9 protein-coding genes are annotated in these 8,404 nt (G+C 73.0%); 5 read left to right on the top strand and 4 right to left on the bottom strand.

Annotation, left to right across the window (positions count from 1 at the left end; genetic code table 11):
• Positions 1–107 precede the first annotated feature (107 nt).
• Positions 108–1,043: a hydroxymethylbilane synthase gene (gene hemC / locus ABZY13_RS23900; RefSeq protein WP_356633978.1), complete on the top strand. Its 936-nt coding sequence runs from the start codon at positions 108–110 to the stop codon at positions 1,041–1,043.
• A gap of 36 nt (positions 1,044–1,079) precedes the next feature.
• On the opposite strand, the gene ABZY13_RS23905 is transcribed toward hemC, so the two are convergent.
• Complete coding sequence (locus ABZY13_RS23905; protein ID WP_356633980.1) at positions 1,080–1,601, bottom strand: hypothetical protein; 522 nt, start codon at positions 1,599–1,601, stop codon at positions 1,080–1,082.
• 413 nt (positions 1,602–2,014) lie between these two features.
• Between ABZY13_RS23905 and ABZY13_RS23910 the strand changes: the two genes are divergently transcribed.
• Positions 2,015–2,806, top strand: coding sequence for a SigB/SigF/SigG family RNA polymerase sigma factor (locus ABZY13_RS23910; protein WP_356633982.1), 792 nt, complete (start codon positions 2,015–2,017; stop codon positions 2,804–2,806).
• 64 nt (positions 2,807–2,870) lie between these two features.
• On the opposite strand, the gene ABZY13_RS23915 is transcribed toward ABZY13_RS23910, so the two are convergent.
• A complete protein-coding gene (locus ABZY13_RS23915; protein WP_356633984.1) occupies positions 2,871–3,203 on the bottom strand; it encodes an ANTAR domain-containing protein in 333 nt (110 codons plus the stop codon).
• Positions 3,204–3,330: 127 nt separating this feature from the next.
• Between ABZY13_RS23915 and ABZY13_RS23920 the strand changes: the two genes are divergently transcribed.
• On the top strand, positions 3,331–4,134 hold the full coding sequence (locus ABZY13_RS23920; protein WP_356633986.1) for a VOC family protein: 804 nt from the start codon (positions 3,331–3,333) through the stop codon (positions 4,132–4,134).
• A gap of 100 nt (positions 4,135–4,234) precedes the next feature.
• Here ABZY13_RS23920 and glgX read toward each other — a convergent pair whose 3' ends face one another.
• Positions 4,235–6,403: a glycogen debranching protein GlgX gene (gene glgX / locus ABZY13_RS23925; protein WP_356633988.1), complete on the bottom strand. Its 2,169-nt coding sequence runs from the start codon at positions 6,401–6,403 to the stop codon at positions 4,235–4,237.
• The gene (locus ABZY13_RS23930; RefSeq protein ID WP_356633990.1) at positions 6,400–6,912 is read right to left on the bottom strand and encodes a pep a2; all 513 of its coding nucleotides are present in this window, start codon (positions 6,910–6,912) and stop codon (positions 6,400–6,402) included. The genes glgX and ABZY13_RS23930 overlap by 4 nt, the downstream gene beginning before the upstream one ends.
• A gap of 299 nt (positions 6,913–7,211) precedes the next feature.
• On the opposite strand from ABZY13_RS23930, the gene ABZY13_RS23935 reads away from it, so the two are divergent.
• Positions 7,212–7,511, top strand: coding sequence for a DUF5133 domain-containing protein (locus ABZY13_RS23935; protein ID WP_356633992.1), 300 nt, complete (start codon positions 7,212–7,214; stop codon positions 7,509–7,511).
• Positions 7,512–7,581: 70 nt separating this feature from the next.
• Positions 7,582–8,404, top strand: an 823-nt coding sequence (locus ABZY13_RS23940; protein ID WP_356633994.1) for a maltotransferase domain-containing protein, incomplete at its 3' end; no start/stop codon positions are given.

Consider the following 8,404-nt stretch of genomic DNA (forward strand, 5'->3'; position numbering starts at 1 on the left):
CCCGCCCGGTCGTCCCACCGGGCGGGGCGCTCGCGCGGGGACGGCGGCCCGCCGCGGCCGCGCCCGGAATGCGGGCGAGCGCCGCGGGAGGGTCTATCGTGTTCCGCATGCCGGTTCCCGAAGTGATCCGCGTCGTCTCCCGTGACTCCCCCATGGCGCTCGCCCAAGTGGAGCGCGTACGAGCGGAGTTGGCCGCCCTGCTGCCCGGTCTGCGTACCGAGGTGGTGCCGGTGAGGACGACCGGCGACAAGTGGATGGGCGATCTGTCCCAGGTCGAGGGCAAGGGCGCGTTCACCAAGGAGGTCGACGCCGCACTGCTGGCCGGCGACGCCGATCTGGCGGTGCACTGCGTCAAGGACGTGCCCGCCGACCGTCCGCTCCCGGCCGGCACGGTCTTCGCGGCGTTCCTCGAGCGCGACGACATCCGCGACGCCCTGGTGCACCCGGGCGGCCTCACGCTGGACGAACTCCCGGCCGGCACCCGCGTCGGCACCTCGTCGGTGCGCCGCGTCGCCCAGCTGGCGGCCACCCATCCGCACCTTCGCTGCGTGCCGTTCCGCGGCAACGCCAACCGGCGGCTGGACAAGCTCGCCGCCGGCGAGGCGGACGCGTTGCTGCTCGCCGTCTCCGGCCTGGAGCGGATCGGCCGGACCGACGTGATCAGCGAGGTCCTCTCCACCGAGACGATGATGCCGCCCATCGGCGCGGGCATCCTCGCCCTGCAGTGCCGCGAGGACGACACCGACGTCATCGACGCCGTCAGCGCCCTCGGCGATCCGGACACGCACCGGGAGGCGACGGCGGAGCGGATGTTCCTGCATGTGCTCCAGGGGCACTGCAACAGCCCCATCGCCGGCTACGCACGCGTCGACCGCGGCGGCGAGCTGTCCCTGCGGGCCTGTGTGTTCACCCCGGACGGCAAGACCCGGCTCAACGCCCACGAGTGGGCGGGCCGGCTCGACCCGGCCACGCTGGGCACCTCGGTCGCCGTGGCGCTGCTGCGCCAGGGCGCGCGCGAGATCATCGACGGCATCCCGCACTGACCGGCGTCCCGCGCCGGCCGGGCGCGGTGCGGCGGGTCAGGCGGTGCCCTCCTCGGCCTGGTCGCGCAGGAAGTTGCTCACCTGGTGCGCCAGACCGTCCCGGCCGGACGCGGCGTGCGCGCAGGCCGCGCCCTCGGGCAGACCGACGCCGCCCGCCCACAGCCTACGCTCGGTCCAGTCGTCGTCGACCCTCAGCTGGATCTGGACGTCCACCTGCGACAGCGCCTCCTCGGGCCCCGCGGCGAACAGCACCGCCGTGACCCGGCGCAGCGGGTACAGATCGTAGCCCTCGACGAACTGCGAGTTGCGCCAGTCCAGGAACGCGCTCTCGCCGTCGGCACCGACGCGCACGTCGATCTGGCCGTCCTCCAGGTGGATGCCGAGCCGCCGCTCACCGCGGTTCTCGACCGTCACCCGGACGCTGAAGTACGTCAGCCCCTCGGCGGCGTCGTCACGCCCCCGCGGCGGCTCCGCCCGCTCCAGTCGGTGGACGCGCAGACGCAGACCGGCATGCTCGTCGTACTCCTGCCAGTCCCCGACCACGTTCGGCTCGTACACGGTGCACCTCTCGACCTCTCGACGCTGCTTCCTATCCGTGGGCTCAGCGCACTGTCAAATGGGCGGAATGAGCCGTGGCGGGCCGTTTCCCGGCCTTGATCGCTGATCAAGCCGTGCGCAGGAAGAACCCGCCGGACCCGCGCGGGAGCGCTCGGCGGGCGTGCCGCACATCACGTCCGCGGCCGGCCGTGCCGGGGCCGGGAGCGACGCGGCGCAGTCGCCCGGTCGCGGCGCGTCGACACTTTCACCAGGGGTGTTTCGTCCCGTTTTGTTCCGGGAAAGGGCATGACAGTGCTTCGGACAGGAGGCACGTCCGTGGGAGCCGGTTCGCCGATCCCGGTGTCGTCCGAGCGGTCGAAGCGCGCGCCCACGGTGTCTGTCCACCCGGCACCTGCTGAGGGAGGCGCGCGCGCATGCGTACCGCCAGCAGAACGAAGCAACATCCCCACGACGACGCACCCGACACCGCCGCGGACTTCGAGCGGCTGCGGGAACTGTCCGACGGTCCCGAACGCAAGGCGCTCAGGGACGAACTGGTCCGGGTCTGGCTGCCGATGGCGGAGCGGATCGCGGTCCGTTTCCGCGGGCGCGGCGAGTCCCTGGAGGACCTGTACCAAGTGGCCGCGCTCGGCCTGGTCAAGGCCGTCGACCACTACGACCCCGCGCGCGGGCGCGCCTTCGAGGCGTACGCCGTGCCGACCGTGACCGGCGAGATCAAGCGGCACTTCCGCGACCACATGTGGACGCTGCACGTCCCGCGCCGCGTCCAGGACCTGCGCAACCGGGTGCGCCGCGCGGCCAAGGAGCTGGCGCAGACCACGCCGGGCCGACCGCCGTCCGTGGCCGAGATCGCCGCGCACGCGCAACTGACCGAGGACGAGGTGCGCACCGGCATGGAGGCCCTGGAGTGCTTCACGGCGCTCTCCCTGGAGGCCGAGATGCCGGGCACCGAGGGGTACGCCCTCGCGGACGCGATCGGCGGGCCCGATCCGCGCTACGACGTGGTGGTGGACCGGGTCGCCGTGGCGCCCTGTCTGCAGGCCCTGCCGGAGCGCGAGCGCACCATTCTGTACCTGCGGTTCTTCCAGGGCATGACGCAGAGCTGCATCGCCGAGCAGCTGGGCATCTCCCAGATGCACGTCTCGCGGCTGCTCAGCGCCTGCTTCGCCCGGCTGCGGGAGGAACTGCTCGCCGGACCACGGTGAGCGAGCCCCGTTGGGCGGCCCACCCGGCCCCGGTGGGCCGCCCAACGGCCCTGCCCGTCCGGTGTCACTCGGACGGGGTCCCGGGGATCTGCGCCGGCCCGTGCCGGTCCAGGGCGTCCTCCAGCTCGGCGCGGATCCTGGGGGGCAGCTCGCCGTTGCGGCCCCAGATCAGGACCAGCTCGGCGATGTGGCGCAGCTTGACGTTGGTGTGCTGGGAGACGTCCTTCAGCACGGCCCAGCCCTGGTCCGGCGTCAGCCGGCCCAGGGCGACCATCATCCCGATCGCCTGGTCGACCACCGCGTGCGAGGCCACGGCCTCCTTGAGCTGGGCGACCTGCTCCTCCAGCTCCCGCAGCCGGTCGGCCCCGTCGTCGGGCCCGCTGGGTACTGATGCCACGGATACATCCTGCCCACGGGGACCGGCATCGGCCACCGGGGCACTCGGCAGGCGCCGACACCGGATCCGGAGGGACACTGGTGTCGAACCGGTGGCTGCCGGTCGCCGCGACCCAGGATCTACTCCCATGAGCAACGACACGACACCCGCCGGCCGCGCGAGCGGCGTCCTGTCCACCCATGCCGTCTTCGGGGCGCCCTGCTGGGTGAGCCTGACCAGCCGCGACGTCCAGGCCACCGAGGAGTTCTACAGCGCCGTGCTGGGCTGGGAGTGGCGGCGCGCCAAGCTCGGCGACCGCTTCCGGGTGGCCCTGTCGGAGGGATCGCCGGTCGCGGGGATCGCCGCGGTCGCCGGAATGCTGCAGACGGCGGTCGCCTGGACGCCGTACTTCGCGGTGTCCAGCGCCGACGAGGCGGTCTCGCGGGTGCAGGAGCGGGGCGGCACCACGGCGGTCGGACCGATCTCCTTCCCGCCGGGGCGGGCGGCTCTCCTGGCCGACCGGGACGGCGCCACGTTCGGCATCTGGGAGGGCGAGCTGGTCACCGACTGGGACACCTGGCGGCACGCGGCCCCGGCCTTCGTCCGGCTGCACACGCGGGACGCCTTCGACGCCGCGATCTTCTACGGCGAGGTCCTCGACTGGGCCTCGTCCAAGCCGGGCTGCTGCGAGGTGGGCTACGAGGGCGACGAAGTGGTCCTGCGCAGCGGGGGCGACGTGGTGGCCCGCATCGTGTCCGGCGCCCTGGGAGAGGCCCCCGACCCGAGCGTGCGCCCGCACTGGCAGGTCCACTTCGCCGTCCCGGACGTCGCGGCCTGCGCACGCGCCGCCGAGGCGCACGGGGGCAGCGTGCTGCGGGAGACCGCCGACGAGGCGGTGCTCCGCGACGCGGACGGCGCCCGGTTCACGGTGACGGCGTGCCGCGCGCGCTGACGCGGAGCGAGCGACCGCACCCCGCGCCCCGCGCCCGCATGGCGACGGGGGCCCGCGCCGCACGCGGGCCCCCGTCGGGCCGGTCTCCCAGGGAGCCGGCTCAGTCCCCCTTGCGGCGTGCGCCGCCCGGCAGGCGGGACGGCCGGGACAGCAGGACCAGGCCGCGCCCCTCCACGCGCACCACCGTGCCGGCCTTGTGCTCGCGCTCGTCGGGGACGCCCTGCGGGTCGGCGGTGTCGATCAGGGCCGTCCAGCGCTCCCCGTAGGCGGCGTCCGGGAGGCGGAAGTCGACCGGCTCCCAGTAGCCGTTGAGCAGCAGCAGGAACGAGTCGTCCACGACCGGCCGGCCGTAGGCGTCGCGCTCGGCGATGGCGTCGCCGTTGAGGAAGACGCCGACGGTGTGCGCGTCGGAGCGCTGCCAGTCCTGTTCCCCCATCTCGCTCGCGTTGGGCAGCAGCCACACCAGGTCGGGCAGCGGCTGCTCGGCGTTCCTCGGCGTCTCGCCCCGGAAGAAGCGCCGGCGGCGCAGCACCGGGTGCTCGGCGCGCAGGGCGATGAGGCGGCGGGTGAACTCGCGCAGCGCTTCCTGCTCCTCGGTCAGCCGCCAGTCGATCCAGGAGATCTCGTTGTCCTGGCAGTAGGCGTTGTTGTTGCCGCGCTGGGTGCGCCCGAGTTCGTCGCCGTGGCAGAGCATCGGGATGCCCTGCGACAGCAGCAGCGTGGCGAGGAAGTTGCGTTGCTGGCGGCCGCGCAGCTCCAGCACCCCGGGGTCGTCCGTCTCGCCCTCGGCGCCGCAGTTCCAGGACCGGTTGTCGCTCTCCCCGTCCTGGTTGTCCTCGCCGTTGGCCTCGTTGTGCTTGTCGTTGTACGACACCAGGTCGCGCAGCGTGAACCCGTCGTGCGCGGTGACGAAGTTGACGCTGGCGCGCGGCCGGCGCCTGCTGTGCTGGTACAGGTCGGAGGAGCCGGTCAGCCGGGACGCGAACTCGCCGAGCGTGTGCTCCTCACCGCGCCAGAAGTCCCGTACGGCGTCCCGGTACATGCCGTTCCACTCCGACCACAGCGGCGGGAAGTTGCCCACCTGGTAGCCGCCCTCCCCCACGTCCCAGGGCTCGGCGATCAGCTTGACCCGGCTGATCACCGGGTCCTGCTGGATGAGGTCGAAGAACGCCGAGAGCCGGTCCACCTCGTGGAACTGCCGGGCCAGGGTCGCCGCGAGGTCGAAGCGGAAGCCGTCGACGTGCATCTCGGTGACCCAGTACCGCAGCGAGTCCATGATCAGCTGGAGGACGTAGGGGTGCCGCATGAGCAGGCTGTTGCCGGTGCCGGTGGTGTCGTAGTAGTGCCGCCAGTCGCCGTCGACCAGCCGGTAGTAGGAGGCGTTGTCGATGCCGCGGAAGGAGAGGGTGGGACCCCGCTCGTTGCCCTCGGCGGTGTGGTTGTAGACGACGTCGAGGATCACCTCGAGGCCGGCCGCGTGCAGCGCCCTGACCATCGACTTGAACTCGGCGACCTGCTCCCCGCGGGTGCCGCGGGCCGCGTAGGCGTTGTGCGGCGCGAAGAAGCCGATGGTGTTGTAGCCCCAGTAGTTGGACAGCCCGCGGTCCTGGAGGTGGCCGTCCTGCACGAACTGGTGCACAGGCATCAGCTCCACCGCCGTCACCCCGAGCCGGGTCAGATGCTCGACGACGGCCGGGTGGGCGAGCCCCGCGTAGGTGCCGCGCAGCTCGGGCGGCACGTCGGGGTGGGTGCGGGTGAGCCCGCGCACATGGGCCTCGTAGATCACGGTGTCCGCGTACGGCCGTCGCAGCGGACGGTCGTCGCCCCAGTCGAACGCCGGGTCGGTCACCACGCCGAGCATCGTGTGCCCGGCGCTGTCGGCCGGGTCGGGGCCGGCGGCCGAGCGCTCGTAGAGCGAGGGGTGGTTGTCGATCTGGCCGTCCACGGCGGTGGCGTACGGGTCGAGGAGCAGCTTGGCCGGGTTGCAGCGCTGGCCGACGGCCGGGTGCCAGGGTCCGTGCACCCGGTAGCCGTAGCGCTGCCCCGGTCCGACGTCGGGCAGGTAGCAGTGCCAGACGAAGCCGTCGACCTCGGTGAGCGGCACGGTGCGGTGGTGCCCGTCGTCGTCCACGAGGACGAGTTCGACACGCTGGGCGACCTCGCTGAACAGGGCGAAGTTGGTGCCCCTGCCGTCGTAGGAGGCCCCCAAGGGGTAGGGGTGCCCGCTCCAGGCGGGCACCCCTGCGTTCCGGTACGGCTGTTTCGTCACCGTGCGTCCTCCAGGGCGCCGTCGGGCGTGATCGGCGGTGCGGCCAGGGCGGCGACGGGGATCTCGCGGGGCACCTGGAGCCCCTCGCGCAGGCCCGGCGTGGGCGCCTTGGGCACCAGCGGGACCAGGCGGCCGGCGCGGGCGCGCTGCGAGAACCAGATGACCTTGCTGCCGGTGTCGGTGGTGCAGCAGCCCCAGCCGTCGCTCATGGCGGCGATGTGCTGGAGGCAGCCGCGCAGGTCCTGGTCGGGACGCAGGTCCCAGTTGTCGTCCCCGACGGCGGTGATCAGGTGCTGGCCGTTCCACCACATCTCGATCGAGGTGCGCTTGTCCCGGGCGTGCTCGTCGATGGTGCGCAGCAGCAGTTCGGCGCTGCCGCAGACGGGCTTGACGAGCGGTTCGAGGTCCCAGTACCGGAGGTGGGCCGCCAGGATGCGGCTGACCTGTCCGACGCGTTCCGGGCCGACTTCCACGTCGAGGTGGTAGTAGCAGGGCACTGCGGTCTTCATCGTCGTTGGCTCCTCACCGCGAGGCTCCCGCTCCGCCGGGCCTGGCGACCCGACCTCCCGAGCACGGAGCGTGAGCACCGATCGCTTCTGAGTCACCTCAACAGTGCGGGTGCTAGCCCATTCGTGCAACACGAGCGCATCACCGGGACTGTTGAAGCTCTAACAAGACGCTGAGTCGCTATACGTGCACCATGAGTGAAGGCTTCGATCGCCGTAACGGATCCGTGCCGCTCGTGCGCACGGCGCCGGCCCGACCGTCGGGACGTGCCCATCGGGAGCCCGGAAGGTGAAACGGCGCCATGCTGCTACCCGCCAGAGCCGAAGTCGCCCGGCAGCTGCGGCGGTACCGGGCCTGGGAACGCGCGATGCTCGCGGCCCCCGCCGATGGCACGGTGCGGGCCGCCTTCGAGGACTCGGGCTACACCCTGTGCGTGCTGATGGGAAAGCGGTGCGCACGCGAGGCCGCCGACGCGGCCGACCTCTATCTGCGCACCAGCCTGGCCACCTACCTGCAGGAGCAGAACGGCCGCCCCTGCCGCGGGCGCGTCGCACGGCGCGGCGCTCCGGCGGGCCGACGGCCCTCCCGGGCAGGGCGGTGATCCCCCTTCCGGAGCATGGATCCCGGCCGGGCCGCAGGGCCCGGCTTCGAGTACGGCGGAGGTGAGACCCGTGAGGAGTACCGAGACCATCGGCCGCATCCCGGTCCGGGATGTCCGTCCGGCGGTGGACGGCGGCCGGCGCCCGGCGAAGGCCGTCCCTGGAGAAACGTTTCAGGTCACCGCCACGGTGTTCCGCGAGGGACACGACGCGGTCGCCGCCAACGTCGTGCTCCGCGATCCGCGGGGGCGCCCCGGCCCGTGGACGCCGATGCGCGAACTGGCGCCCGGCAGCGACCGCTGGGGCGCCGAGGTCACCCCGGACGCGGAGGGGCGCTGGACGTTCACCGTGGAGGCGTGGAGCGACCCGCTGACCACCTGGCGCCGCACGGCCCGCATCAAGGTTCCGGCCGGCATCGACACCGGCCTGGTCCTGGAGGAGGGCGCCGACCTGTACGAGCGGGCGGCGGCGGGGGTGCCCCGGGGGGCGGCCCGTGAAGCCGTGCTCACCGCGGCGCGCACCCTGCGGGACGACTCGCTGCCGGTGTCGACCCGCCTCGCGGCGGCGCTGACGCCGCAGGTGCAGGCGGTGCTCGCGCGGTATCCGGTGCGGGAGTTGGTGACCGCGTCGGAGCCGTTGCCGCTGCTGGTGGAGCGGGAGCGGGCGCTGTTCGGGTCGTGGTACGAGTTCTTCCCCCGTTCCGAGGGCACGCCCGAGCGTCCGCACGGCACGTTCCGCACGGCCGCGCGGCGGCTGCCCGCGATCGCGGGGATGGGCTTCGACGTGGTCTACCTGCCGCCCATCCACCCCATCGGCACGACCTTCCGCAAGGGGCCCAACAACTCCCTGTCGGCCGGCCCGCAGGACGTGGGCGTGCCGTGGGCGATCGGGTCCC

Origin of the sequence: Streptomyces sp. NPDC006610 (assembly GCF_040611575.1) — a bacterium.
Taxonomy (GTDB): Bacteria; Actinomycetota; Actinomycetes; order Streptomycetales; family Streptomycetaceae; genus Streptomyces.